Below are 23,826 nucleotides of genomic sequence, written 5' to 3' on the forward strand. Positions count from 1 at the left end.
CCGTTTCTGCCTGATTCCAAACGTGATACTGAGGATGAGCGATTGAATAAACAGAATATTTTTGGTTCTGTGTGGGCAAAGGCGATTGTGTTTATTGAGTTCTGATCCGTTAAGGAGGCGCAGCATATGGGTTTTCCCGGTACATGGATGACCGAAAGTGAAAGCATGGTTTACCGTGTCGTGCCGAAATGCGCCTGTTCGACCATTGGGCAAATCATGTATTTTTCCGATCACGGGCAATTCTATGACGGCGATATCCACGATGCTCAGAATGGGATGCACAAATGGGCCTTTGGCGACAGCCAAGACCCGATATCGGAAAATGTGCGCAACCACAGCTCTTATTCCTTCACCTGCGTGCGCAATCCCTACACCCGGATTCTGAGTTCGTTTTTTGACAAAATCTGCGGCATTCAGCGTAACGGTAAGCGTTATCGTGGTAACCTGGTGCCGACACTGATCTACAACTATGGGATCGAAGTCGGCGGAGATGACGGCAAAAGCGAATTTGACCAGATCGCCAGTTTCCGTCGGTTCCTGTTATTCGCCCGGGACACGATCCGGTGGCGCAGGCCGATGGACCCCGACATTCACTGGTCGGCAATGTCAGGCCACGTGTCCACCTTCATCGTGAATGGCGGGCGGTATGACCGCATCTTTTGGACCGAACAATTCAATGATGGGATGCAGGGTGTATTGGACAATCTGGACACACCGCATGCCGTGAACCTGTCAGAGATTCCTCGGTTCAACGAGTCCGAAGGCCATGGCCCCAAGCGCGCGCATCCGGTTGAGGATTACTTCGACGATCTGTCGATGCATTTGGTGTATGAAATTTACAAACAGGATTTTGATCTGTTCCGGTACGATTTCGAAAATCCTGCAAACAAGATGCCGATTGGCGAAATTGATCTGGACGAAGTTCACGCCAAGTTGGGAGACTAATCCGCAAGGCAGATACTCCCGCACATCGTCAATGTCTCTGACGAGACATCTCCTCTGGTTGGGCCCGGCGCCGCGCAATGCGCGGCGCCGGGCCCAAGTTCGAACATAGTATCGGCGAAGCCGATGGTGTGTTTCGGACGCGGGAGCGTTTTCGGATTTGGAAAGGTAGGCTTTGGGATTAGCCTACCTCGACAGGTTAGACCTGACGCACAGCCCCTTTCGCCGCGCTGGTGGCCAGCTTGGCATAGGCCTTAAGCGCCGTGGACACCTTGCGCTTGCGTGGCTCGGCTGGCACCCAGCCTTTCTCGTCCTGTTCTTCGCGTCGAGCGGCCAGTTCCTCGTCGGACACGGCCAGATGAATAGATCGGTTGGGGATGTCGATCTCGATCTTGTCGCCTTGGCGGACCAGTCCGATTTCGCCGCCCTCAGCCGCTTCGGGTGAGACGTGGCCAATCGACAGACCCGACGTACCGCCGGAGAAACGACCGTCGGTCAGTAGGGCGCAGGCTTTGCCTAGCCCTTTGGATTTCAGGTACGAAGTCGGATACAGCATTTCCTGCATCCCCGGTCCGCCGCGCGGGCCTTCGTAGCGGATGACCACCACGTCACCTTCTTTCACCTTGCCGGTGAGGATGTCGTTTACGGCCTGATCCTGACTTTCACAGACATAGGCCGAACCGGTGAAGGTCAGGCTGCTGGCGTCCACGCCCGCGGTTTTCACAATACAGCCGTCTCGGGCGATGTTGCCGAACAGAACCGCCAGACCACCATCCTGTGAAAACGCGTGTTCCTTGGACCGGATCACGCCGCCTTCGCGGTCGATGTCCAGCTCTTTGTAGCGGTTCGACTGGCTGAAGGCCTGCGTGGTGCGCACACCACCCGGGGCGGCCTTGAACAGTTCCTGCGCCTTGGGATTGTTGGCGATCTTGATGTCCCAATTGGCAATTGCTTCGCCCATCGTAGGCGTATGAACAGTGCTGCAATGGTTGTGAAACAGGCCTGCGCGGCCAAGCTCGCCAAGGATCGAGAAGATGCCACCAGCGCGGTGGACGTCTTCCATATGTACGTTCTCGGTATTGGGCGCGACCTTGCACAAGCAGGGCACCTTGCGGCTGAGGCGGTCCATGTCGGACATTGTGAAATCAACGCCGCCCTCATGGGCGATGGCAAGCAGGTGCAGAACCGTGTTGGTCGATCCGCCCATGGCGATATCGAGGCTCATCGCGTTTTCAAACGCGTCAAAGCTTGCGATTTCGCGCGGCAGAAAACCCTTTTCGTCCAATTCATAGTGGCGTTTGGTGATCTCGACGATGCGACGACCAGCTTCTAGGAACAGGTCTTTCCGGTCCGCGTGCGTGGCCAGGGTCGAACCGTTGCCCGGCAGGGCCAAGCCAAGCGCCTCAGCCAGACAGTTCATCGAGTTTGCCGTGAACATCCCCGAACACGATCCGCAGGTGGGGCAGGCGTTTTCCTCAATGTGCTGAACCTGCTCATCGGTATAGCGATCATCGGCCGCAGCGACCATCGCATCGACAAGGTCGATTTTCTTGACGTCCAGATCTGCGATGTCGATTTTACCGGCTTCCATCGGACCACCCGAAACAAAGATCGCCGGGATATTCAGGCGCATGGCGGCCATCAGCATGCCAGGGGTGATCTTGTCACAGTTCGAGATACAGACCATCGCATCGGCACAATGCGCATTGACCATATACTCTACGGAATCCGCGATCACCTCGCGCGAGGGCAGCGAATACAGCATGCCGTCATGTCCCATGGCGATGCCGTCATCCACCGCGATGGTGTTGAATTCTTTGGCGACGCCACCTGCGGCCTCAACTTCGCGCGCGACCATCTGGCCCAGATCCTTCAAGTGGACGTGGCCGGGGACGAACTGGGTGAACGAGTTGACAATGGCGATGATCGGCTTGCCGAAGTCGCTCTCGGTCATGCCGGTGGCGCGCCACAAGCCGCGGGCACCGGCCATATTGCGGCCATGGGTGGAGGTTCTGGATCGGTACATTGGCATGATGCTGTTTCCCTTTTGCCCCGGTTGCGATATGCGGGATGTGTGCGTTATAGCGCACGTACCACATGTGCGCTATAACGTACAAGGGGATTCGAAAGACGATTGGTATGGCACCGGACGATATTACACTGAAGTTGAGAGATGTACGGGCAGCCTCGGGGTTGAGCCTGTCCAAGGTGGCCGAGATGACCGGAGTCAGCAAAGCGATGCTGGGTCAGATCGAGCGCGGCGAATCCAGCCCGACCATCGCGACGCTGTGGAAAATCGCCAAAGGGTTCCAACTGCCCCTGAGCGCATTGATCGGTCCGGAGACCCTGCGCGATACGGTCACACCGGACGTGTTCCGCACCGTGACCTTTCCCGGCAGCATCGAGGTCAAGATCGTCTTTCCCTTTGATCCCGCCCTGAGGGCCGAAACCTTCCACGTCGATCTTGCGCCGAACCAAAGCCATGAATCCGCTGCCCATGCCACCGGTGTGACTGAGGAGGTCTTTGTTCTGAAAGGCTCGCTCGAGATTCTGCGGGATGGCGAATGGGTGCCGCTGCAGGCCGGGCAGGGACTGAGGTTTGCGGCGGACCTGCCGCATGGCTACCGCGCGGGCGAAAAGGGCGCGGCGTTTCTGAACATGCATCATTATGCACAGCTTGATGCGCTGGCCGCGATTGGCTGAGACCATGGCCGCGTTTCTCAATAATTTGACACTGGCCGATGCCATCGGGTCTTTTGGGGCTTTGATCGTTGTGGCCGCCTATTTCGCCACTCAGATGCGGATGATGAATTCCGAGGATCTGGCCTTTCCGGTGCTAAACCTCGCCGGGTCGGTTCTGATTGTTTACTCGCTGCTGCAGAATTTCAATTTGGCTTCGCTGCTGATCGAGGGGTTCTGGATTCTGATCAGTCTGATCGGGATCATCCAGTTTTTCCGGCTGAGAAGCACGCGATAGCCCCGTAAGACCCCTTCCAGCCTTGAACCCGCATGTCCGCGCGTATAGGGACAGATCAAGCGCTTTGGGGAGGCTTTGATGAAGGACGATCCGAAAACCCTCGTTTCAACCGAATGGCTTGCAGCTCATATCAAGGATCCGGACCTGCGAATTCTGGATGGGTCCTGGTATCTGCCGCAACAGGGGCGGGACGCCAAGGCGGAATATGACGCGGCGCACATTCCGGGCGCGCGCTTTTTCGATATTGATGAGATTTCCGACCTGCGCTCGGATCTGCCTCATATGGCGCCTCCGGTTGAAAAGTTCATGTCGCGGATGCGGGCGATGGGCGTAGGAGACGGTCATCAGGTGGTGGTCTATGATGGTGCCGGGCTGATGTCCGCCGCACGTGTCTGGTGGCTGTTCCGCCTGATGGGACTGGAAAACATTGCCGTTCTGGATGGTGGATTACCAAAATGGCAGGCCGAGGGCCGAGGGATCGAAGATCTGCCCCCTGTCATCCGCGACCGCCACATGACGGTACGCGTGCAGAATCATTTGGTGCGGGATGTCACACAGGTCGCAGCCGCCGCCAAACTGGCTGATCATGAGATCATCGATGCCCGGCCTGCCGGTCGCTTTGTCGGAACCGAGCCGGAGCCGCGCGAAGGGCTGCGCTCGGGCCGTATTCCGGGATCGCGCAACGTGCCTTTTGGTGAACTGCTGAACAAGAACGGTACCATGAAATCGCCCGACGACTGCCGTGCCGTGTTTGAGGCCGCAGGCGTGGACCTGTCGAAGCCCGCGATCACATCCTGCGGATCCGGTGTGACCGCCGCAATCCTCAGCCTTGCGCTTGAGCGTATGGGCAAGAAAGATCATTCGCTTTATGACGGCTCCTGGGCCGAATGGGGTGCCTTCCCGACCCTGCCCGTCGCAACCGGAGAGAACTGATGTTCGAACATCTCAAACCGCAGCCCGCCGACAAGATTCTGGCGCTGATGCAAATGTACCGCGACGATCCGCGCGATCAAAAGATCGATCTGGGTGTCGGTGTCTATAAGAATGCCAAGGGCGTAACCCCGGTGATGCGCGCGGTAAAAGCCGCCGAACAGCGCATTTGGGAAGAACAGGAAAGCAAGGCCTATACAGGTCTGGCGGGTGATCCGGCATATTCGGACGCCATGATCAGCCTGATCCTGGGTACCTCCGTGGCACGGGGAAACATTGCCGCCGTGGCGACTCCGGGCGGCACCGGTGCCTGTCGCCAGGCGTTTGAGATGATCCGCATGGCCAACCCCTCGGCGCGCGTGTTCGTGTCGAATCCGACTTGGCCGAACCACTTGTCGATCCTGAACTATCTGGGGATGGAGACGGTCCAGTATCGTTACTTCGATGGCGAGACCCGTGGCGTCGATTTTGACGGTATGGTCGAGGATCTGAAAACCGCCAAGGCGGGCGACGTGGTTCTGCTGCATGGCTGCTGCCACAACCCGACCGGTGCCAACCTGAATATGGTACAGTGGCAGGAGGTCGTGGACCTGATTAACGCGCAAGGCCTCGTGGCGATGATCGACATTGCCTATCAGGGCTTTGGCGATGGTCTGGAAGAGGATGCGCAGGGCGCGCGCCTGGTGGCCTCATCCGTCAAGGAATGCCTGATCGCGGCGTCCTGTTCCAAGAATTTCGGAGTCTATCGCGAGCGTACCGGCCTGCTGATGGCTATCAGCGCCGACGCCGGACAGACTGCTCTGAACCAAGCGACGCTGGCGTTTCTGAACCGCCAGAACTACTCGTTCCCGCCGGATCACGGTGCGCGGGTTGTGACCACGATCTTGACTGACGACGCGCTGCGCGCTGATTGGGCCGCTGAACTGGAAGAGGTGCGCCTGTCCATGCTGGGTCTGCGTCAGCAACTGGCCGATGAATTGCAGCGCTTGACCGGCTCGGATCGGTTTGGCTTTGTGGCCCAGCATCGTGGCATGTTCTCGCGTCTGGGTGCTGCGCCCGAACTGGTCGAAAAGCTTCGCGCTGATCACGGCATTTACATGGTCGGTGACAGCCGCCTGAACATCGCCGGTCTGAACGCGACCACTGTTCCGATTCTGGCGAAGGCAATTGTCGACGTCGGTGTCTGAACCAATTTGTGAAAAAAAAGAAAACCCGGGCGCAAACGCCCGGGTTTTTTTGTTGGATGGGTTGCGGCTTAGCCCTTCGAAAACTCTGGGTAGGCTTCCATGCCAAGTTCGCCCATGTCGAGACCGTTGATCTCTTCTTCTTCGCCGACACGCAGGCCGACCGTGGCCTTGATGACTGAGAACAGCACATAGCTGACCACGAAGACAAAGGCACCGATGGCTGCAAAGCCGATGATCTGGGTCACAAAAGATGCGTCACTGTTGGTCCAGGCGACAATGAATGTGCCCCAGAAACCGGCGATCAGGTGAACCGGGATCGCGCCAACAACGTCGTCGATCTTCATGCGGTCCAGCATCGGAACAGCGAAGACCACGATCACACCACCTACGGCACCGATGATCAGCGACTGGAACAGAGACGGCGCCAGAGGTTCGGCGGTGATCGAGACCAGTCCGGCCAGTGCGCCGTTCAGGACCATGGTCAGATCGACCTTGCCGAACATCAGCTGCGTCAGGATCAGAGCGGCAACGGCACCGGCAGCAGCGGCCATGTTGGTGTTGGCAAAGATGCGGCTGATGTCGGCGATGTCACCAATCGTGCCCATGGCCAGTTGCGAGCCGCCGTTGAAGCCGAACCAGCCCAGCCACAGGATGAACGTACCCAAGGTCGCCAGTGCCAGATTCGAACCGGGGATCGGAACCACTTTGCCGTCCTTGTTGTACTTGCCGATCCGCGGACCCAGCACGATGGCACCGGCCAGCGCTGCGAAACCACCTGCGGCGTGCACCAGGGTCGAGCCTGCGAAGTCGCTAAAGCCCATCTCGGACAGCCAACCGCCGCCCCACTGCCAGGACGCTTCGATCGGGTAGATGATACCGGTCAGCACGATCACGAAGGCGAAGAAGGGCCACAGCTTGATCCGCTCGGCCACGGTGCCCGACACGATCGAGGCGGTGGTGGCGCAGAACATCAGCTGGAAGAAGAAGTCCGAGCCGACAGTTGCATAGGACAGGTCGGCATTCACGCCGTCCAGACCCACGGCCTCAAGCGACGCAGGGGCGATTGCGCCCAGAACGCCGGGGATCATCCAGCCATCGCCGGGATACATCAGGCCATAGCCGACCAGCCAGTACATGATGGCGGCGAACGAAAACAGGCCCATGTTCTTGACCAGCTGCATGGCGACGTTCTTCGAACGCACCAGACCGGCCTCGAGCATGGCAAAGCCTGCGGCCATCCAGAACACCAGGAAACCGCCAACCAGGAACAGCAGTGAGGTCAGGATAAATTGCGTGTGCTGCGCGGTCTCGCCACTGGCGGCCTCTTGCGCAAGACCCATCTGCGGCAACGCGACGATCGCGGCGGCAGGGATGAGAGATTTCATCAGGTTCATTGTCAGTCCTCGAATGATTGTGAGTGGGGGCGCCTTACAGCGCCTCTTCGTTCGTTTCCCCGGTCCGCACGCGCATGGCCTGCTCGACATCGAGGACGAAAATCTTGCCGTCGCCGATCTTTCCGGTTTTGGCAGTTGTGGTGATGGTTTCGACGATCTGGTCGGCCATCGCGGCTGGCACCACGATTTCCAGTTTGATTTTGGGTACAAAGTTTACGGCGTATTCGGCGCCGCGATAAATCTCGGTGTGACCCGACTGCGAGCCAAAGCCCTTGATTTCGGTCACCATCATGCCGCGTATGCCTGCGTCGGTCAGTGCTTCGCGCACCTCCTCAAGCTTGAACGGCTTGATAGTCGCAATAATCAGTTTCACGTCTTTCCCCTCTTCTGCTTCGGCGTGGCCGGTATTTTGCACATGCAGAAAAAAGCGTGCCTGAGGTCAGTAAGGAACGATTCAGAGGGTCGAATGTTGGGGTAAACAGGGCTGGGGTGCACAATTTTTGCACAAATTAACGTATTCGATTAAAAAATGAGCAATGCGGAGAGGCCGCTTACGGGAAAATCATACCTCTACTTCACACGCACGACAGGGTATGGTGCGTCAAAACGAAAACCGGGCAGAGTTTGAGCATGACTGAGTCCAGGCGCCGCAAGACACCTCTTGTTGCGGATAAAAGATACCCGTCGAAAGGGCGCAAACCCAAGACGACAAAACGCACGGCGAAACCCGCGGGTAAGAAGGCGGCCGCGCGTAAAACGACGACTCGCAAGACGACGCGGAAGAAGACCCGTAAGAAATCTGGCGGTAACGGAGGTGGGTTTTTTCGCCGCCTGTTCCGTTGGATATGGCGTTTGATCTGGCGCATCACATGGCGCGTGGGTGCGGTCGTCGGCGTATTGCTCGCTTTGGCGGTCGGGGTTGTCTACACTACGCTGCCTGATGTTGATGCCCTGTTGGATGGCCGAGCGCGTGGTTCGGTCACCTTGCTGGACCGTGATGGCAAAGTGTTTGCCTGGCGCGGGGATCAGTTCGGTGGTGTAATTACCGCGGACACAGTCTCACCCCATCTCAAGAATGCTGTCGTTGCCACCGAGGACAAGCGGTTCTACCGCCATTTCGGTGTCAGCCCCCGTGGTGTCGCCAGCGCCGTGCGTATTAACCTGAGCGAAGGGCGCGGGCCGCTGTCCGGCCACGGAGGCTCGACCATTACCCAGCAGACGGCCAAGCTGCTGTGTCTTGGGGTTCCTTATGTGCCCAGCGAATGGGACTCCGAGGCCGCCTATGAATCCGATTGCCGTCAAGGCTCGCTTTGGCGCAAGGCCAAAGAGGCGGTCTACGCGATGGCGATGGAGGTGAAATACTCCAAGGACGAGATCCTGACCATCTATCTGAACCGGGCCTTCCTGGGTGCGGGTGCGCGCGGCTTTGAGGCTGCAAGCCAACGGTATTTTGGTATCTCTGCGGCCGAGGTGAACCCGTCACAGGCGGCTATGCTGGCCGGTCTTCTGGTGGCACCGACACGATATGCGCCGACGAACAACCTGCAACGGTCGCAAGATCGGGCGCGGCTGGTCATCGGGCTGATGGAGGCGCAGGGCTATCTGACAGCCTCGCAGGCCAGCAAGGCGCGCGGCAACCCGGCGCAATTGTCAGAGGCCGCAGCCGCCCGGGCCGGGGGATATTTCGCCGATTGGGTCATCACCGAACTGCCCAGCTTTTTCGGCTCCGACACCACCGATGATGTGGTGATCCGCACCACACTGGACCAGCGCCTTCAGAAATCGGCAGAAGAAGCGCTGAAATACATTTTTCAGGAAAAGGTGCGCGAAGGCTCTAAGGCGCAGGCGGCTATCGTTGTGATGTCGGCCGATGGTGCCGTGCGGGCCATGGTCGGCGGTCGCAAGACGCGGGTGTCGGGCGCGTTTAACAGGGCCACACAGGCGCTGCGTCAGACCGGGTCGTCCTTCAAGCCTTTCGTTTATGCGACGGCGCTGGAACTGGGGTATTCGCCGCTGGATACGGTGATGGACGAACCCTATTGCATCAACATCCCCGGATCCGGGCAGTGGTGCCCCAAGAACTATACCAACAAGTATTATGGCCGGGTCACGCTGGCAGATGCGTTGAAGAATTCGCTGAACATCCCAGCGGTGAAGGTGGCCGAGGTCGCCGGGCTGGACAATGTCCGTACAGTGGCCAGTGAGTTTGGCATCGAAAGCGATCTGGCCGAAGGCCCAGCGCTGGCGCTTGGCGCGTCGGAAAGTACACTGATCGAGATGACCGGGGCCTATGCGGGTATCCTCAACGGTGGCTCGGCGGTGGAGCCTTATGGTCTGACCGAGCTGAAGCTTCTGGGCGATGAGGCGCCGCTGATGGTGACGACCACGGGTATTGGCGAGCGGGTGATCAACGACAAGGCGGCTAAGCAACTGACCTGGATGATGGAGCGCGTGGTGTCCGAGGGTACTGGTGGACGGGCTCAGCTGCCGGGATGGCAGGTGGCGGGTAAGACCGGCACGACTCAGGCGGCGCGTGATGCGTGGTTTATCGGGTTTACTGCGGATTATGTTGCCGGTGTCTGGATGGGTTATGACGACAACACACCTCTGTCCGGAGTGACCGGTGGTGGCCTGCCCGCCGAAATCTGGAAGGAAACCATGCTGCGTGTGACCGAAGGGATGACCCCGACGCCGCTGCCGATGCTGGCCCCGGACCCGCCGAAGCAGGTGGCGCAGCCGAAACGTCAACGCCGCAGGCAGGGTGGGTTCGAGAACGCCATCAACAATCTGCTGAACAATATCTTCGGAAACTGATCAACAAAAAAGGCGGTGCACCGGGCACCACCCTTCTTTTTTAGTGCGGTGCACGATCAGAGGCTGCCATCCAACGCTGCCAGGATCGCGTCGCCCATCTCGGTGGTCGACACTGGTGTGACACCCTCATCGGCCAGAAGATCGCTGGTTCGGACACCATCGGCCAGAACCTTCTCGATCGCGGCTTCCAGACGGTCTGCCTCAGCGCCTTGATCAAAGCTGTAGCGCAGCGCCATGGCAAAGCTGAGGATACAGGCGATCGGGTTGGCCTTGCCCTGACCCGTGATATCGGGGGCCGAGCCATGCACGGGCTCGTACATCGCTTTGGGGCGGCCATTGGCCATCGGTGCGCCCAGAGACGCCGAGGGCAGCATGCCCAGCGAACCGGTCAGCATCGCGGCACAATCCGACAGGATGTCGCCGAACAGGTTGTCGGTCAGGATCACGTCAAACTGCTTGGGCGCGCGCACCAACTGCATCGCGCCGTTATCGGCATACATATGGCTCAGCTCAACCTCAGGGTAATCCTTCGCCACGCGTTCCACGACCTCGCGCCACAGAATGCCCGATTCCATCACATTGGCCTTTTCCATCGAGCAGACCTTTTTGTTCCGACGCATCGCCAGTTCAAAGGCCGAGCGCGCGGCGCGTTCGATCTCGGATTCGGTGTAGCGCTGGGTGTTGATACCCACGCGTTCATTACCTTCTTCGAAGATACCGCGCGGCTCGCCGAAATAGACGCCCGAGGTCAGCTCGCGCACGATCATGATGTCCAGACCGGCGACGATGTCTTTCTTCAGCGACGAGAAATCCGCCAGCGCGTCAAAGCATTGTGCCGGGCGCAGGTTGGAATACAGGTCCATTTCCTTGCGCAGGCGTAGCAGGCCGCGCTCGGGCTTGAGGCTGAAATCCAGATCGTCGTATTTTGGACCACCGACCGCGCCCAGCAGAACAGCGTCCACTTCTTGCGCCTTGGCCATGGTTTCATCCGACAGCGGTTTTCCGTGCGCATCATAGGCGGCGCCACCGACCAGATCCTCGCTCACGTCAAAGTGAAGGCCGCGCTTTTCGCCGAACCAGTCGATGATTCTGCGCACTTCTGCCATGACTTCCGGGCCAATTCCGTCTCCGGGCAGGATGAGGAGCGAGGGGTTGGACATGAACGGTCTCCTTGCGTTTCGTCGCAAAGGCCCTAGCGTCTGCGCCGCATCGGGTCAATGAGACGAACCCGCCAATTCACGAGGAAAACACATGTTGATACCGGGAAATCCTGTCCCTGCGCTAAAAATCGAAACCGTGGGCCATGGAACGTTCGATCTTGACGCTGACAAGGGCGAGAACGGCACGCTGGTGATTCAGTACCGTGGTCTGCACTGCCCGATCTGTATCCGGCAGATGAAAGAGGTCGAAGCGGCGCTGGACGATTTCGCAGAGCTGGGGATCGAAGTGATCATGGTTACCACCGATACGGCAGACCGCGCTGCAGAAACGGTCGAAAAGGCCGGGGTAGCGCGGTTGCGCGTTGGCCATAGTTTGCCACTGGCGACAGCGCGCGAGGATTGGGGGCTGCTTATCTCGACTGCGCGCGAAGGCAGTGCCGAGCCCGCCCTGTTTGCCGAACCCGGGCATTTCTTCATTTCTCCCGAGCGGACGTTGTACTACGCGTGGCAACAGACAACCCCCTTTGCCCGGCCCGCAATGTCCGACATTGTCGGCGGCCTGAAGTTCACTTTGGGCAACAATTATCCGCCACGCGGGACATATACTGGCGCGCTTTGAGGGCCATCTTTCAGCCCTTAGTTTAACAAATGTCAGACCCAGCGCATGCAACGGGTCTGACGCAAAGGGTGCGGAGTGGTCAGTCAGACCGGAGGCAATTGGCGTTGAGGTCTGAAGGGTCAATTCAAAGGTCTGTCGGGTACGGCCACATCGACCCAAACCAACCGATGTCTGCTGGCCTGCGAAGCTGCCGTGTGCATGGATGAGCCCTGTTCGGGCCAAAATATGCCTGCATCCGTGATCTGCAGCCCGACAGAAGGCAAAACATAGTCCACCCGCATTTCCCCCACAGCTTTCCAGTCCACTGTGGTTAGCGCACCTAAGGAATCAGCGGGCATCGGGTCCTGCAGGCGTGGATCGGCCAGCAGGGTCTGAATTGCTTCTCTACGTCCTTCTCCGCGCTCAGGGTCCAGATTTGCGTCCCCTGCGATCACAAACGGGGCGGTGGGCCTGCGCCCCAGTTTGCCGTCCAGAACCAAAGACCAGAGGCGGATTTCATCGCGGTTGCGCAGTCCGTTGCGATCTTCCGGCCCGTCAAATACCGGTGGCGCGGCATGAAATGTCATAAGGCTTAAAACGCCGATAGGCGTGTCTACAGGCACGATCCAATGGGACAAAGCGGACAGGCGCTGAATGCGCTGGGCTTCCTCCGAAGGGAATGGTCCGTCCTCGGTGGCTGGCAATTGTGCGCCCGGAAGCTCACGCCAGAGTAACCCGGTGAAGTCCTGCACGTCGGCGGCGTGAATTGGGTAACGCGACAGCACCGCAAGCCCGCCTTGGCCGGTGAAGCGGCCCCAGCCCTGTGCGTCGGCCGGGCCGTAAACTCGCCCGTCTCCATTCAAGTCCAGCGGCGTTTCAAGACCAGCATTGGGCTGGGCGGAAAAGTGGTAAGGGTAATCCAACCCAGCCGCTTGCAACCGCCTGACCAGAGCCGTCACGGCCAAACCATCCATATCCCAGTCGATGCCCTGCAGTGCGAGGATATCAGGATGCGCGCCCACTAACACATCAACGACCGCCTGCACCTGAGCATCACCACGCCGAATGTCGCGCAGCAAAAGGCCCGGCCCATCGCGGCTGAGTTCCGTGTTATAGGTGGCGATACGAACTGTTTCTGCCTGCGCTATGACCGGCAGCAATAACAGCAGAAGGATGCGGATCATGCGACCTGTGTAGACTCAGCCGTGGAATAAGCGCGGCGTTTTTCGACGATCAGATTTGCGATGCGCAATGTCGCCATACCGCGCATGATCATGCTGGCGGGCAGAAAGGCCCAAGCGCTTAAGGTCCAGATCAGGGTTTGAGGATTACTCAGCGAGATCGGGTTTGCGTAAATCGTCATCAGTTTGATCAGTGCCGGGATCAGGAATGGCAGCAACACCCCGATCGAGATGTTCAAGCGCCCGTCACGCTGCAGGCGATTAACGACGTCACCACCATTGGTCGGATCGAACAACGGCAGGTTCGTCCAGACATTAAAGGCGCCGTTGCCAGTGGGCCAACCGCGTATCTTTACCGCGTAGGCAAAGCTGACAATCGTCACCAGCGCCGCTACATAGGCCGCGCTGGCTGAGATACGGACCAGTTCAATCAGAGACGGGCTGGCATCTGATGGCAGCATCAGGATGATCAGCCGGACCGGTGAATAGGGGAAATCGACTATGTTGGCGACTCCCAGCCCTATGGCGTAAATCGCAGCGGTCAGATCGGTCGGTGCATATATGTTTTTACAGATCAGCGTCAGGAACGTGACCATGGTCATCAGCCCGACAAAGCGGAGCCGGTTCACAGGCGGTGCATCGCGGAATTCGATAAAGCTGGGGAAGGCTGAGTTATATTCAGCGAAGGTCAGAAAGAATGCGAGAATGGCGAGAAAGACGACGATCTCGGTGCCATTCGTTGACGATACGGGCAGGTACAACGCGGGTGTCAGCACCATCAGTGCGACCAATATTCCACGAATCGTCGCCCCAGTTGTGCGCGCAATCACTATCCGAACCCTTTCCAAACCGGATTAGTCGATCTTTGCCGACCTAGTTCCAACTTGTGCCCGCCGCGTTTGTTTTTGACGGTTGCCTCTTTATTGCCAACATTGACGATAAGCGGCATTTTGCTCAAGCCAAGGCGCAGAAAACACGCCATTTAGGGCAAAAAGATGGCGCAACTGGTGCGGTATTGCATCATTTCTGACGCAAATCCGACGTGTATCCCAATGTGATGCCTATATGTTGTGGTTTGGTGGTTCCATCACCCAAGAAAGAGAATGGGGCCGCATTTGCGACCCCATTAGGTTGAGTAATTCAAAACTTTTTCCCAGAATCACACCCAGGGACGGGCTTGGCTGGCGTGATCCTCGAATTTGTCGATGTGGTGGTCTTTTTCCATCGTCAGGCCGATATCGTCCAGACCGTTCAGCAGGCAGTGCTTGCGGTGCGGGTCTATGTCGAATTCGATCTCGACACCATCCGATGTGGTGATCTTTTGATCTTCCAGATGCACGGTCATGCGGGCGTTTTCGCCCTTATGGGCGTCATCCATCAGGATCGCATGATGCTCTTCCTCGACCACGATGGGCAGGATGCCGTTCTTGAAGCAGTTGTTGAAGAAGATGTCCGCAAAGCTGGTTGAGATCACGACCTTGATGCCGAAATCCTTGATCGCCCAAGGTGCATGTTCGCGTGACGAGCCGCAGCCGAAGTTGTCGCCTGCAACCAGAATCTCGGTTTGGCGATAGGCGGGTTTGTTCAGGACAAACTCTTCGTTTTCCTGCCCGTCGTCGTGATAGCGCATCTCATCAAACAGCACGACGCCAAGGCCGGACCGTTTGATGGTTTTCAGGTGCACTTTTGGGATGATCATATCTGTGTCGATATTGATCAGTGGCATTGGGGCGGCCACCCCGTGGACTTTTTCAAACTTTTCCATGTTCACACTCCTGCGGGAGAGGGCCGCGCCCATGCCCCGCGTTTAAGCTTGTTTCGCTTCTGTAGTTTCGTCTTTGGGGGCGTCCTTGACGAAGAACGCCATGAAGACCAGGCCGAGCCCGTTGAAGATCATCTCGATGCCCAGCAGGATGCCCAGCAATTGCAGCAGCACAGCCGGTTCTGCGGCGGCAAAACGCCAGATCAGGATCGCCAGAACGATCGACATGATGCCCGAGATCAGCGTCGCCCAGAAATACTGTGTTCCACGCATCTGGAACGACAGGATCACCCGAGCGATGCCGCCTGCCATGAACAGGATCAGACATACGGTAGCCAATGTGACCGTTCCCTGCAGCGGGTGATCCAGAAAGGACCAACCGAGGAACAGCATGACAACGCCCATGATGAGCGACAGAATCTTGTTACCGGTTCCCTCGATGGTGAAACCGCCAACAACTTGCAACGCGCCCGAGATCAGCAGCAACACACCGGTTACCACCGTCACGGCAATCGATGCCACCGCCGGTGCGCCCAGTACAAAGATACCAAACGCTATGGACAGAAGCCCCAGCAGGAGCCATTTGATCCAGTCACTCATGTCTTCAATCCCTCAAATATCTAGATATGAGGGCACCTTACATCAATTCACGAACGTCTGTCAGCCGTCCTGTGAGTGCCGCTGCGGCAGCCATGGCGGGGCTGAGAAGGTGGGTCCGCCCACCGCGACCCTGACGGCCTTCGAAGTTGCGGTTCGAGGTCGCGGCACAGCGCTCGCCCGGCTGCAACTGGTCGGGGTTCATCGCCAGGCACATCGAACATCCGGCCAGACGCCATTCGAACCCGGCCTCTTTGAAGATGTCGGCCAGACCTTCTTCTTCGGCCTGAGCGCGAACAAGACCCGAGCCCGGCACGACCATGGCGCGCATCCCGTCCTTGATCTTCTTACCTTTCAGGATCTCGGCCGCGGCACGCAGGTCTTCGATACGGCCGTTGGTGCACGAACCGATAAAGACAGTGTCGATTTCCACATCGCTCAGCTTTTGACCGGCTTCCAGACCCATGTATTCGATCGAACGGCGGGCCGCGTCGACCTTGCCGCCTTCGAAATCCTCGGGATGCGGTACGGAGGCAGTGATCGGCAGCACGTCCTCGGGGCTGGTGCCCCAGGTCACGACCGGCGCGATGTCTTCACCACGCAGGGTAATGACCTTGTCGTAATGCGCGCCTTCGTCGGTGTAGAGTGTTTTCCACCAGTCCATTGCGGCTTCCCATTGGGCACCTTTGGGCGCGTGCGGGCGGCCTTTGACATATTCAAAGGTGGTCTCATCCGGTGCGATCAGACCGGCGCGGGCGCCGCCTTCGATGGCCATGTTGCAGACGGTCATGCGACCTTCCATCGACAGATCGCGGATCGCTTCGCCGCAATATTCGATGACATAGCCGGTGCCGCCGGCGGTCCCAGTTTCACCGATCACGGCCAGAGTGATATCCTTGGCGGTCACGCCCGGCTGCAATTTACCGGTGATCTCGACCTTCATGTTCTTGGACTTCTTCTGGATCAGCGTCTGGGTGGCCAGAACATGTTCAACCTCAGACGTACCGATGCCATGGGCCAGCGCACCAAACGCGCCGTGGGTCGCGGTGTGGCTGTCGCCGCAGACAACGGTCATGCCGGGCAGGGTCCAGCCCTGTTCCGGGCCAACGATGTGCACGATGCCCTGACGGACGTCATTCACCGGGTAATAGTGAATGCCGAAATCCTTGGCGTTCTTGTCCAGCGCTTCGACCTGAATGCGCGATTCCGGGTTTTCGATCCCGTTCACACGATCCGGCGTGGTCGGCACGTTGTGGTCCGGCACGGCGATGGTCTTTTCCGGCGCGCGCACCTTGCGGCCCGCCATGCGCAGGCCTTCGAACGCCTGCGGGCTGGTTACTTCGTGCACCAGGTGGCGGTCGATATACAGCAGGCAGGTGCCATCGTCGGCTTCATGCGCGACATGGGCATCCCAGATCTTGTCATAGAGTGTTTTGGGGGACATTGGTCCTCTCCCGTATTTAAATGAGAAATAGCTGACGAGTGGCTGGGCGCGCCTTATAGGCGGGCCAGAACCGTGCGGGCGGCCCCAAAGAACCGTTCACGCAGGCGCGTGCGGTCTTGCAATGTTGGTGCAGGGGCCAATGTGAGTCTCATGCGCACCAGATATATCGGGCATTGCCGTCAATCAAGGTTCAAAACCGCGGCAGGGTTGCATCGCCCTACGCAGGTGTTCAAGTTGGCGATATGAATAAAGACCTGATCCCCAGCTCGCTGTCGGACCTCTACGACAATATGGTCGCGAGCTTTTCCGAGCAATTTGCAGAACTTGTCGAGCTGATCGTGACGCCGGGATGGCGACAACACCAGCTTGTCATCATTCTGGTTCTGTGGGCAGTGGCCTATGTTCTGAATCTGGTGACCCAAGGACGATGGGAGGCCTGGGCCCGGGCGCGCACCGGCTGGCCCAAGTGGCGGCTGCGCGTTCTGGTGCAGCTGATGCAGCGACTGACGCTGGTCTATTTCGTGGTGATCTCATGGGCACTGTATCTGTTGATGCAGCAGATCACATGGCCTTCACGCAGCTACATAATCGGCGTGGTTGCGACTCTGGCGCTGGCGTGGCTGGCTATTGCGTTGGTTGCGAGGCTGGTGCGTAACCGGACGCTGCGGAAGATATTCAAGTGGGTCATGTGGATCTACGCAACACTGGTTGCCTTGAATCTGACCGACGACGTGGCCGGTTTTCTGGACGGGGTGGCGATTTCCATAGGTGATCTGCACATCTCGGCGCTGGGTATCATCAAGGCGGTTTTGCTGATCGGTGTTTTGCTGACATTGGCCCGCATCGGCACCCGTGCGGCCGAACGGGGGTTGCAGAACAATGACGATATCACCCCATCGATGCAGGTACTGCTGGCCAAGGGCATTCAGGTGCTGCTTTACGGCGCGGTGTTCATGGCGGCGATCCGCACGCTGGGCTTTGACCTGACCGGTATCGCGCTGTTGTCTGGTGCGATTGGTGTGGGTATCGGGTTTGGCCTGCAAAAGGTGGTATCGAACCTGATATCAGGGATCATCATTCTGATGGATCGTTCGATCAAGCCGGGCGATGTGATCTCGTTGGGTGATACGTTCGGTTGGATCAATGCGCTGGGCGCGCGCTATGTTTCGGTCGTCACGCGGGATGGGAGGGAATATCTGATCCCAAACGAGGATCTGATCACCAACCAGGTGGTGAACTGGTCGCATTCAGACAAATTTGTTCGGCTTGATCTGAATTTCGGCACCAGCTACGGCGATGACCCCCACAAGGTACGCGCCACTGCAGTCAGATCCGTAAAGACGGTGGCTCGGGTGCTGAGCGGAGGCTCACATGAGCCGGTCTGTCATATTATCGGTTTTGGCGACAGTAGTGTTGACTACGTTTTGCGGTTCTGGATCAGTGATCCGACCAAGGGGCTGACCAATATCCGGGGCAATGTCTATCTGGCTTTGTGGGACGCGTTTCAGGAAGAAGATATCTCGTTGCCCTTCCCGCAGCGCGAGGTGCGCATACTGCCCGACGAAGCAGACGCGCAACAACTCGCCAAAGAGTGAGCCTGCGTCACCGCCAGAAACCGCCTGTTCATTGAATTGTTGCAATCCCCTTGCTACCTTAATAATACCCCGGCGCCGGGGTTCTGGCGGCGCGCAGCAAAGGAGGACTATGTTCTGTCTCTACATACCCAGGCGGGTTTGCCCGCCGATGATCGGGCCAGTGTAATGGCTCACTCTCAGTCAATCAGCGACAAGCTGCTTGAACGCATCCTTTCCTCACTTTCCGATGACAAGGCCGAAGATGTCGTGCAGATCAACCTGCAAGGCAAATCCTCGGTTGCGGATCACATGGTGATTGCCTCGGGTCGGTCGACCCGTCAGGTCTCGGCCATGGCGGAAAAGCTGACGGATCGCATCAAGCAGGAATTCGGTTTCACCTCGAAGGTCGAAGGCAAGGATGCCGGCGACTGGGTGTTGATCGATACGGGCGACGTGATCGTCCATATCTTCCGCCCCGAAGTGCGTGAATTCTACCAGCTGGAAAAGATGTGGCTGCCCCAGGGCGGCAGCGCCTAGGCGAACTGAGGCGCCATCCCGGCCTGCATTAACAGGTCGGAGGCGAGAGAAATATGCGTATAAGCATTTGTGCGGTCGGGCGATTGCGTGCCGGACCGGAGAAGACCCTGCTTGATGATTACCTGACCCGATTTGACCGGACCGGCCGTGCGCTGGGCCTTGGTCCTGCAAATGTGATCGAGGTCGAAGACAAGAAAAACGCGGGCATGGGGGCCGAGGCCGCGTTGCTGCGCAAGGCGTTGCCCAAAGGTGCGATGATCTGCACGCTGGATGAGCGCGGGCGGGTCATGTCGTCGCCGGATTTCGCGAAAAAGCTAGGGGGCTGGCGCGACGCCGGGCGGCAGGATTTGGCGCTGATCATCGGCGGCGCGGACGGAATAGACCCTAGGCTGCGTGCCGAGGCCGATTTTTCCATCTCATTCGGGTCGATGGTCTGGCCCCATATGCTGGTCCGTGTGATGCTGGCCGAGCAACTTTATCGGGCTGCCACCATCCTGTCGGGCGGTCCTTATCACCGGGTCTGACATGGCGCAGCTTTTGATCGTTTTCCACTCGCGCACCGGCGGTTCTCGGCAAATGGCCGAGGCTGCAGCTGCAGGAGCACGGGATGAGGCGGAAACGGTTCTAAAAACCGCAGATCAGACCACGCCCGAGGATCTGTTGGCCGCCGATGGCTATCTCTTCTGCGCGCCTGAGAATCTGGCCGCGATTTCGGGTCTGATGAAAGAGTTTTTCGATCGTTGCTATTACCCTGTCTTGGGTAAGATCGAAGGACGTCCCTATGCGCAGATGGTCTGTGCCGGGTCAGACGGAGAAAACGCCGCCCGCCAAACCGCGCGGATTGCCACTGGCTGGCGATTGAAAGAGGTCCAGCCGCCTCTGATTATCTGCACCCATGCCCAGACACCCGAAGCGATTCTGGCTAAAAAGACCATTCCCGAGGAGCAGCTTGAGCAATGCCGCGAGATTGGTGTTGCGATGGCCGCGGGTCTGAGCCTCGGGGTGTTCTGAGCTTCAGTTCAGGTCAATAACCGTGGTGGCTTCGTTCCAGCCATCAACATTGCAGCGCGCCTGAATTTGAACCTGCGCGAGGCCCTCGGGGACCACAACGCCACTTAGCGAACGGGTGAACGGTTGCTCATTTTCATGCGGATGATGCAGCACGCGCCAACCATCGGCATAATGATCCCAGCCAGTATCAGGGTGCCGGATCGTCACATCAAATCGCCATGTATCGCCGCTCTGACGGGTAGAGACATTTTCGATCACTGCGGGATCGGCAAAAGCGGGGCTGGCTAACAGGGTGCCGAGAATCAGATATCGCATAAAGAGACCATAGGCGGCGAAGCGGGGCATCGTCATCACGACTCTGTGTTGGGTGGCAGGGTCAGCAACACCGAACGTGAGTGAGACGCAAATTCCCGCCGATACAGTACGCCAAAAGTGACGAGGGTGCCGATGATAAGTGCGACAGGCCCTAGAATCCACGTGACCGAGGCCAATGCGAAATAGGTCGCGCGTAAGGCGCGATTGAAACTGCGTGCTGCTGTGACACAGATCTCGGCCGCTTGCGCAGCACGGGGATAGGCTTGCGGGTCGTCATGGTCGTTTGGCACGGCAGCCATCAGCACCCCGCAATAGCCGAACAGGCGATGCGCCCAAACATATTTCAAAAACGCATTGGACAGAAATGCCAGCACGACCAGAATCTTAATCTCCCAGACCAGCGCCGGGGCGCTGCCGATGGCCAGATCCTGCGCCACCCCGGCCAGACGTTCAGTATTACCCAGCAAAGCCAGCCCGCCGCCAATGGCAATCATTGTGGTCGAGGCGAAAAACGTGCTGCCCTGCCGCATGCTGGCCACCATTTGCGCGTCGAACATGCGCGGTTGACGCGTCACCATCTCGCGCATCCAGTCGCGACGGAAATCATCCATCATCATCGTAACGGATTTCCGGTTAGGCGAGGGGTTGTCGATCCGCCACCCGATCCCCTGCCAGGCAAAGAACAGCAGCAGAATGGCGGCATAGTCGAGCGGTGAAAACACTAGGGCGCGTTCGATCCAGGTCATGGTCGTGACACTACGTGTGGATGAGAGAACTTGCCAGACAGAGAAATTGGTAATAATAATTTACCAAACGGGGGGCTCGCCATGGACATGCCAACACCAAACCCTGACATCCTTCGCCGCAAAGCTGAAGTTTTGCGCCGGTTGTTGCAGGTCTTGTCGGAAGATGCAGTGATTCATGACCCGGCCGAGACGCGCGCCTATGAATGCGACGCACTAACGGCCTATCGCTGCCCTCCGATGCTGGCGGTCCTGCCGTCCAGCACACAGCAGGTCTCGGACGTGCTGCGTATCTGCCATGAAGAAGGCGTGCCTGTGGTTCCGCGCGGGTCTGGCACGTCGCTGGCGGGCGGGGCGCTGCCGACTGCGGATTGCGTCATTCTGGGAATCGCTCGGATGAACGAGGTGCTGGAGACCGACTATGACAACCGCTTCATCCGCGTGCAGACCGGCCGTACCAATCTAAGTGTCACCGGTGCGGTCGAGGAAGAAGAATTCTTCTACGCCCCCGACCCGTCCTCGCAACTGGCCTGTGCGATTGCGGGCAATATCGCCATGAACTCGGGCGGGGCCCACTGTCTGAAATACGGTGTGACCACGAACAACCTGCTAGGCGTCAAGATGGTCCTGATGGATGGCAGCGTCGTCGAGATTGGTGGCGCGCATTTGGATGCGGGTGGTCTGGACCTGCTGGGTGTCATCTGCGGGTCCGAAGGGCAGCTGGGCGTGGTAACCGAAGCCACTCTTCGCATTCTGCGCAAGCCCGAAGGGGCGCGGCCCGTTCTGATGGGTTTCGATGACAACGAGGTCGCGGGACAATGTGTGTCCGACATCATCAAGTCGGGCATCCTGCCGGTGGCGATCGAGTTCATGGACACGCTCTGCATCAAGGCCTGCGAGAACTTTGCCCATGCGGGATATCCGGATTGCCACGCGTTGTTGATTGTCGAGGTCGAAGGCTCGGAGGCTGAAATCGACGATCAACTGTCGAAGATCATAGAAATTGCCACGCGTCATAATCCGGTTGAACTGCGCGAAAGCCAGTCCGCCGAGGAAAGCGCGAAAATCTGGTTAGGTCGGAAATCAGCCTTTGGCGCGATGGGGCAGATGAACGACTATATGTGTTTGGACGGAACGATCCCTGTGTCTTCGCTTCCCGAAGTCCTGCGCCGGATCGGAGAGTTGAGTGAAGAATATGGCCTGCCTGTCGGAAACGTATTCCACGCAGGCGACGGCAACATGCATCCGTTGATCCTGTTCGATGCCAACAAACCCGGCGATCTTGAGAAGTGCGAGGCGTTTGGTGCTGATATTCTGAAGCTCTGCGTGGATGTGGGTGGCTGCCTGACCGGCGAGCATGGGGTGGGTATCGAAAAGCGGGACCTGATGTCCCATCAATACGCGCCCGCGGACCTTGAGGCGCAGATGGCCGTCAAGGATGTGTTTGATCCGAACTGGTTGCTGAACCCTGCCAAAGTTTTCCCTCTTGATGTATCCGAACCCCGTCGGGAAGTGCGGGTTGCTGCGGAATAGCAGGCTCTAACAAAGAAGAATGACGATGAAACCTGAGACAGAGGCCGAACTGGCCGAGATGGTGGCGGGGCTGACGGAACCGGTGCGGATTGCCGGTGGCGGTACACGCGGAGTGGATGGGCCGGAGGTGGTGCTTGAGACCTCAGGGCTGAGCGGGATTTCCCTCTATGAGCCCGGCGCGCTGACCCTCGTGGCGCAAGCGGGCACACCTGTGGCCGAGATTGAGGCTGCTTTGGAGGCCGAAGGGCAACAACTGGCGTTTGAACCGATGGATTACCGGGGGCTGCTGGGCACCAATGGGACGCCGACCATTGGCGGTGTAGTGGCCGCCAACATTTCGGGCCCGCGCCGTATTCAGGCCGGGGCCTGCCGAGATTTCCTGCTGGGCGTCCGCTATGTCGATGGCATGGGGCAGGTTATCAAGAATGGCGGTCGGGTGATGAAGAACGTCACCGGCTACGATCTGGTCAAGCTGATGGCCGGATCTTGGGGCACGCTTGGGGTTCTGACCGAAGTGTCGCTGAAGGTGCTGCCCAAGCCCGAGGCGATGTCGACTTTGGCTATTCAGTTGGCGGATATCGAGACAGCGGTTCAGGCCATGTCTGCGGCGCTGGGCTCTCCGTACGAGGTCAGCGGAGCCGCATACAACCCGCAGGACGGTTGTGCCTATGTGCGGGTCGAAGGGTTTTCGAAATCGGTGGCTTATCGAACCAAACAGTTGAAATCAGCGCTGGCAGGATTTGGAGAGATTACCGACGCCCCTAACCCATCCAGCCTGTGGCAGGCACTGCGCGATGTTGGCCCGTTTCGTGGCACTGATGGCGATGTCTGGCGGGTATCGGTCAAACCAAGCGATGCACCTGCGATCGCCGCGCGGTTGCAGGCAGACCAGCTTTTGTTCGATTGGGGCGGAGGCCTGATCTGGGTGCGGGTTCCCAGCGGCACCGATCTGCGCGCCCGATTGGGGATGTTTGACGGTCACGCGACGCTGGTGCGGGCTGATGTGCAGACCACTGAAGCTCTGGGTCGCTTTCAGCCTGAGATGGCCAGAGTTCAGGCTCTAACAAAAGGAATTCAACAGCGTTTTGACCCGCGCGGGATCTTCAATCCGGGGCTGATGGGATAGG

24 protein-coding genes are annotated in these 23,826 nt (G+C 58.5%); 13 read left to right on the forward strand and 11 right to left on the reverse strand.

Annotation, left to right across the window (positions count from 1 at the left end; translation table 11 throughout):
* The first annotated feature begins 126 nt into the window (after positions 1-126).
* Positions 127-945, forward strand: coding sequence for a sulfotransferase family protein (locus ACR0D7_RS12395; RefSeq protein WP_480679288.1), 819 nt, complete (start codon positions 127-129; stop codon positions 943-945).
* Between the two features lie 196 nt (positions 946-1,141).
* On the opposite strand, the gene ilvD is transcribed toward ACR0D7_RS12395, so the two are convergent.
* A complete protein-coding gene (ilvD, locus tag ACR0D7_RS12400) occupies positions 1,142-2,974 on the reverse strand; it encodes a dihydroxy-acid dehydratase (protein ID WP_480679289.1) in 1,833 nt (610 codons plus the stop codon).
* A gap of 107 nt (positions 2,975-3,081) precedes the next feature.
* Here ilvD and ACR0D7_RS12405 point away from each other — a divergent pair, with 107 nt between their 5' ends.
* The 4 genes from ACR0D7_RS12405 to ACR0D7_RS12420 all read left to right on the forward strand — a co-directional run bounded on the left by ACR0D7_RS12405 (position 3,082) and on the right by ACR0D7_RS12420 (position 6,036).
* Positions 3,082-3,645: a helix-turn-helix domain-containing protein gene (locus tag ACR0D7_RS12405; RefSeq protein ID WP_170575397.1), complete on the forward strand. Its 564-nt coding sequence runs from the start codon at positions 3,082-3,084 to the stop codon at positions 3,643-3,645.
* Positions 3,623-3,919 carry a CBU_0592 family membrane protein gene (locus tag ACR0D7_RS12410; protein ID WP_480679290.1) on the forward strand — a complete coding sequence of 99 codons (297 nt, stop codon included), beginning with the start codon at positions 3,623-3,625 and terminating at the stop codon, positions 3,917-3,919. The genes ACR0D7_RS12405 and ACR0D7_RS12410 overlap by 23 nt, the downstream gene beginning before the upstream one ends.
* Before the next feature lie 78 nt (positions 3,920-3,997).
* Positions 3,998-4,852: a 3-mercaptopyruvate sulfurtransferase gene (gene sseA / locus ACR0D7_RS12415; RefSeq protein WP_480679291.1), complete on the forward strand. Its 855-nt coding sequence runs from the start codon at positions 3,998-4,000 to the stop codon at positions 4,850-4,852.
* On the forward strand, positions 4,852-6,036 hold the full coding sequence (locus tag ACR0D7_RS12420) for an amino acid aminotransferase (RefSeq protein WP_480679292.1): 1,185 nt from the start codon (positions 4,852-4,854) through the stop codon (positions 6,034-6,036). Before sseA ends, ACR0D7_RS12420 begins: the two co-directional genes overlap by 1 nt.
* Positions 6,037-6,104: 68 nt before the next feature.
* On the opposite strand, the gene ACR0D7_RS12425 is transcribed toward ACR0D7_RS12420, so the two are convergent.
* Positions 6,105-7,430 carry an ammonium transporter gene (locus ACR0D7_RS12425; protein WP_480679293.1) on the reverse strand — a complete coding sequence of 442 codons (1,326 nt, stop codon included), beginning with the start codon at positions 7,428-7,430 and terminating at the stop codon, positions 6,105-6,107.
* Positions 7,431-7,464: 34 nt separating this feature from the next.
* Entirely contained in the window at positions 7,465-7,803 is a 339-nt protein-coding gene (locus ACR0D7_RS12430; RefSeq protein WP_170386669.1) for a P-II family nitrogen regulator, read from the reverse strand.
* Between the two features lie 257 nt (positions 7,804-8,060).
* On the opposite strand from ACR0D7_RS12430, the gene ACR0D7_RS12435 reads away from it, so the two are divergent.
* A complete protein-coding gene (locus tag ACR0D7_RS12435; RefSeq protein WP_480679294.1) occupies positions 8,061-10,244 on the forward strand; it encodes a transglycosylase domain-containing protein in 2,184 nt (727 codons plus the stop codon).
* A gap of 56 nt (positions 10,245-10,300) precedes the next feature.
* Here the strand turns inward: ACR0D7_RS12435 and leuB are convergent, their stop codons facing one another.
* Entirely contained in the window at positions 10,301-11,404 is a 1,104-nt protein-coding gene (gene leuB, locus ACR0D7_RS12440; RefSeq protein WP_480679295.1) for a 3-isopropylmalate dehydrogenase, read from the reverse strand.
* Positions 11,405-11,495: 91 nt separating this feature from the next.
* Between leuB and ACR0D7_RS12445 the strand changes: the two genes are divergently transcribed.
* Positions 11,496-12,023 (forward strand): redoxin domain-containing protein, encoded by a 528-nt coding sequence (locus ACR0D7_RS12445; protein ID WP_480679296.1) that lies wholly within the window; start codon positions 11,496-11,498, stop codon positions 12,021-12,023.
* Positions 12,024-12,142: 119 nt separating this feature from the next.
* Here ACR0D7_RS12445 and ACR0D7_RS12450 read toward each other — a convergent pair whose 3' ends face one another.
* The 5 genes from ACR0D7_RS12450 to leuC all read right to left on the reverse strand — a co-directional run bounded on the left by ACR0D7_RS12450 (position 12,143) and on the right by leuC (position 16,986).
* Positions 12,143-13,186 (reverse strand): endonuclease/exonuclease/phosphatase family protein, encoded by a 1,044-nt coding sequence (locus ACR0D7_RS12450; protein ID WP_480679297.1) that lies wholly within the window; start codon positions 13,184-13,186, stop codon positions 12,143-12,145.
* Positions 13,183-14,013 (reverse strand): hypothetical protein, encoded by an 831-nt coding sequence (locus ACR0D7_RS12455; protein ID WP_480679298.1) that lies wholly within the window; start codon positions 14,011-14,013, stop codon positions 13,183-13,185. The genes ACR0D7_RS12450 and ACR0D7_RS12455 overlap by 4 nt, the downstream gene beginning before the upstream one ends.
* A 329-nt stretch (positions 14,014-14,342) precedes the next feature.
* On the reverse strand, positions 14,343-14,948 hold the full coding sequence (gene leuD, locus ACR0D7_RS12460) for a 3-isopropylmalate dehydratase small subunit (RefSeq protein WP_480679299.1): 606 nt from the start codon (positions 14,946-14,948) through the stop codon (positions 14,343-14,345).
* Between the two features lie 42 nt (positions 14,949-14,990).
* The gene (locus ACR0D7_RS12465) at positions 14,991-15,545 is read right to left on the reverse strand and encodes an HdeD family acid-resistance protein (protein ID WP_170386690.1); all 555 of its coding nucleotides are present in this window, start codon (positions 15,543-15,545) and stop codon (positions 14,991-14,993) included.
* A 37-nt stretch (positions 15,546-15,582) separates the two neighbouring features.
* A complete protein-coding gene (gene leuC / locus ACR0D7_RS12470; protein ID WP_170386693.1) occupies positions 15,583-16,986 on the reverse strand; it encodes a 3-isopropylmalate dehydratase large subunit in 1,404 nt (467 codons plus the stop codon).
* 242 nt (positions 16,987-17,228) lie between these two features.
* Here leuC and ACR0D7_RS12475 point away from each other — a divergent pair, with 242 nt between their 5' ends.
* From ACR0D7_RS12475 to ACR0D7_RS12490, 4 genes are all read left to right on the forward strand, one after another.
* Complete coding sequence (locus ACR0D7_RS12475; RefSeq protein ID WP_480679300.1) at positions 17,229-18,581, forward strand: mechanosensitive ion channel family protein; 1,353 nt, start codon at positions 17,229-17,231, stop codon at positions 18,579-18,581.
* A 165-nt stretch (positions 18,582-18,746) separates the two neighbouring features.
* Positions 18,747-19,097: a ribosome silencing factor gene (gene rsfS / locus ACR0D7_RS12480; protein WP_480679301.1), complete on the forward strand. Its 351-nt coding sequence runs from the start codon at positions 18,747-18,749 to the stop codon at positions 19,095-19,097.
* A 53-nt stretch (positions 19,098-19,150) separates the two neighbouring features.
* Positions 19,151-19,621, forward strand: a complete 471-nt coding sequence (gene rlmH, locus ACR0D7_RS12485) for a 23S rRNA (pseudouridine(1915)-N(3))-methyltransferase RlmH (RefSeq protein ID WP_480679302.1) — start codon at positions 19,151-19,153, stop codon at positions 19,619-19,621.
* Between the two features lies 1 nt (position 19,622).
* Positions 19,623-20,108 (forward strand): flavodoxin family protein, encoded by a 486-nt coding sequence (locus tag ACR0D7_RS12490; protein WP_480679303.1) that lies wholly within the window; start codon positions 19,623-19,625, stop codon positions 20,106-20,108.
* Positions 20,109-20,111: 3 nt separating this feature from the next.
* Here ACR0D7_RS12490 and ACR0D7_RS12495 read toward each other — a convergent pair whose 3' ends face one another.
* The gene (locus ACR0D7_RS12495; protein WP_480679386.1) at positions 20,112-20,423 is read right to left on the reverse strand and encodes a hypothetical protein; all 312 of its coding nucleotides are present in this window, start codon (positions 20,421-20,423) and stop codon (positions 20,112-20,114) included.
* Between the two features lie 35 nt (positions 20,424-20,458).
* Positions 20,459-21,169 (reverse strand): DUF599 domain-containing protein, encoded by a 711-nt coding sequence (locus tag ACR0D7_RS12500; RefSeq protein ID WP_480679304.1) that lies wholly within the window; start codon positions 21,167-21,169, stop codon positions 20,459-20,461.
* A gap of 81 nt (positions 21,170-21,250) precedes the next feature.
* Between ACR0D7_RS12500 and ACR0D7_RS12505 the strand changes: the two genes are divergently transcribed.
* Together ACR0D7_RS12505 and ACR0D7_RS12510 are read left to right on the forward strand one after the other, a co-directional pair.
* The gene (locus tag ACR0D7_RS12505; protein WP_480679305.1) at positions 21,251-22,699 is read left to right on the forward strand and encodes an FAD-linked oxidase C-terminal domain-containing protein; all 1,449 of its coding nucleotides are present in this window, start codon (positions 21,251-21,253) and stop codon (positions 22,697-22,699) included.
* 25 nt (positions 22,700-22,724) lie between these two features.
* Positions 22,725-23,825: an FAD-binding protein gene (locus tag ACR0D7_RS12510; RefSeq protein ID WP_480679306.1), complete on the forward strand. Its 1,101-nt coding sequence runs from the start codon at positions 22,725-22,727 to the stop codon at positions 23,823-23,825.
* The last annotated feature ends 1 nt before the right edge of the window (position 23,826 follow it).

It is taken from the genome of Ruegeria sp. BB7, assembly GCF_056539365.1.

Bases quoted from the DNA above. Each gene is read 5' to 3' on its own strand.
- ACR0D7_RS12395 (WP_480679288.1), top strand. From the start codon at position 127: ATGGGTTTTCCCGGTACATGGATGACCGAAAGTGAAAGCATGGTTTAC.
- ilvD (WP_480679289.1), bottom strand. From the start codon at position 2,974: ATGCCAATGTACCGATCCAGAACCTCCACCCATGGCCGCAATATGGCC.
- ACR0D7_RS12405 (WP_170575397.1), top strand. From the start codon at position 3,082: ATGGCACCGGACGATATTACACTGAAGTTGAGAGATGTACGGGCAGCC.
- ACR0D7_RS12410 (WP_480679290.1), top strand. From the start codon at position 3,623: ATGCGCTGGCCGCGATTGGCTGAGACCATGGCCGCGTTTCTCAATAAT.
- sseA (WP_480679291.1), top strand. From the start codon at position 3,998: ATGAAGGACGATCCGAAAACCCTCGTTTCAACCGAATGGCTTGCAGCT.
- ACR0D7_RS12420 (WP_480679292.1), top strand. From the start codon at position 4,852: ATGTTCGAACATCTCAAACCGCAGCCCGCCGACAAGATTCTGGCGCTG.
- ACR0D7_RS12425 (WP_480679293.1), bottom strand. From the start codon at position 7,430: ATGAACCTGATGAAATCTCTCATCCCTGCCGCCGCGATCGTCGCGTTG.
- ACR0D7_RS12435 (WP_480679294.1), top strand. From the start codon at position 8,061: ATGACTGAGTCCAGGCGCCGCAAGACACCTCTTGTTGCGGATAAAAGA.
- leuB (WP_480679295.1), bottom strand. From the start codon at position 11,404: ATGTCCAACCCCTCGCTCCTCATCCTGCCCGGAGACGGAATTGGCCCG.
- ACR0D7_RS12445 (WP_480679296.1), top strand. From the start codon at position 11,496: ATGTTGATACCGGGAAATCCTGTCCCTGCGCTAAAAATCGAAACCGTG.
- ACR0D7_RS12450 (WP_480679297.1), bottom strand. From the start codon at position 13,186: ATGATCCGCATCCTTCTGCTGTTATTGCTGCCGGTCATAGCGCAGGCA.
- leuD (WP_480679299.1), bottom strand. From the start codon at position 14,948: ATGGAAAAGTTTGAAAAAGTCCACGGGGTGGCCGCCCCAATGCCACTG.
- ACR0D7_RS12465 (WP_170386690.1), bottom strand. From the start codon at position 15,545: ATGAGTGACTGGATCAAATGGCTCCTGCTGGGGCTTCTGTCCATAGCG.
- leuC (WP_170386693.1), bottom strand. From the start codon at position 16,986: ATGTCCCCCAAAACACTCTATGACAAGATCTGGGATGCCCATGTCGCG.
- ACR0D7_RS12475 (WP_480679300.1), top strand. From the start codon at position 17,229: ATGAATAAAGACCTGATCCCCAGCTCGCTGTCGGACCTCTACGACAAT.
- rsfS (WP_480679301.1), top strand. From the start codon at position 18,747: ATGGCTCACTCTCAGTCAATCAGCGACAAGCTGCTTGAACGCATCCTT.
- rlmH (WP_480679302.1), top strand. From the start codon at position 19,151: ATGCGTATAAGCATTTGTGCGGTCGGGCGATTGCGTGCCGGACCGGAG.
- ACR0D7_RS12490 (WP_480679303.1), top strand. From the start codon at position 19,623: ATGGCGCAGCTTTTGATCGTTTTCCACTCGCGCACCGGCGGTTCTCGG.
- ACR0D7_RS12495 (WP_480679386.1), bottom strand. From the start codon at position 20,423: ATGCGATATCTGATTCTCGGCACCCTGTTAGCCAGCCCCGCTTTTGCC.
- ACR0D7_RS12500 (WP_480679304.1), bottom strand. From the start codon at position 21,169: ATGACCTGGATCGAACGCGCCCTAGTGTTTTCACCGCTCGACTATGCC.
- ACR0D7_RS12505 (WP_480679305.1), top strand. From the start codon at position 21,251: ATGGACATGCCAACACCAAACCCTGACATCCTTCGCCGCAAAGCTGAA.
- ACR0D7_RS12510 (WP_480679306.1), top strand. From the start codon at position 22,725: ATGAAACCTGAGACAGAGGCCGAACTGGCCGAGATGGTGGCGGGGCTG.